Below are 683 nucleotides of genomic sequence, written 5' to 3'. Positions count from 1 at the left end.
CCCATCCAGACCTCGACAGAATTTGCAGGAAACTACCCATAATCTGCCAGGTTCCTGCAAATGCATCAACAACTTTCCGCTTCAAACCCTTGCTGCAAAAGGCTCTCCGGATTGTTCAGGTTCGACTTCTTAACGTTCGCGAACAGCTGCGTCGCATCAACCTGTTTGAGGAAGATATCAATCAACTCGAGAAACGGATTGGCGCCTGGCAGAAACACGAAGCGGCATGTCGAGCAATCTACGAGGTGCCGGGTATCGGTCGCCTGACTGCAACGGCCTTGGTGGCAACAATCGGAGATGCGAAGACATTCAGGTCGGGGCGCGAGTTTGCAGTGTTTCTGGGGCTTGTTCCTCGGCAGAATGGTACAGGCGGAAAGATCCGGCTAGGCTCGATCTCAAGGCGAGGCGACCCATACCTGCGTACGTTGTTGATCCATGGGGCGCGTTCCGTACTGTGTTGTCACACCAAGGTGCCAACTGCTTGGCAAAAGGCGATGCAGGCACGACGTCCAGCAAATGTAGTGGCGGTGGCCTTGGCAAACAAAATGGCACGAATCGCCTAGCAGGCTGTTGAAAAGCGCCCCGTCATGACGACCGAAGCTACGTTCAGGAGACTTGCGCGTGCAATTTCCCGCTGAATTACCGGTTTGCCGCGCGATCCGCGCGGGGCATGCGCACGCATG

At 55.6% G+C, this 683-nt stretch carries 1 protein-coding gene; it reads left to right on the top strand.

Translation table 11 applies throughout. The annotated features are described in order from the left end of the window. A partial coding sequence (locus AB4Y34_RS41835) for an IS110 family transposase (RefSeq protein WP_368719305.1) occupies window positions 1–563 on the top strand: 563 nt, incomplete at its 5' end. Window positions 564–683: the final 120 nt, after the last annotated feature.

This window comes from Paraburkholderia sp. BR10954 (genome assembly GCF_040965775.1).
Taxonomy (GTDB): Bacteria; Pseudomonadota; Gammaproteobacteria; order Burkholderiales; family Burkholderiaceae; genus Paraburkholderia; species Paraburkholderia youngii.
This window is presented reverse-complemented; position numbering and strand designations above follow the sequence as displayed.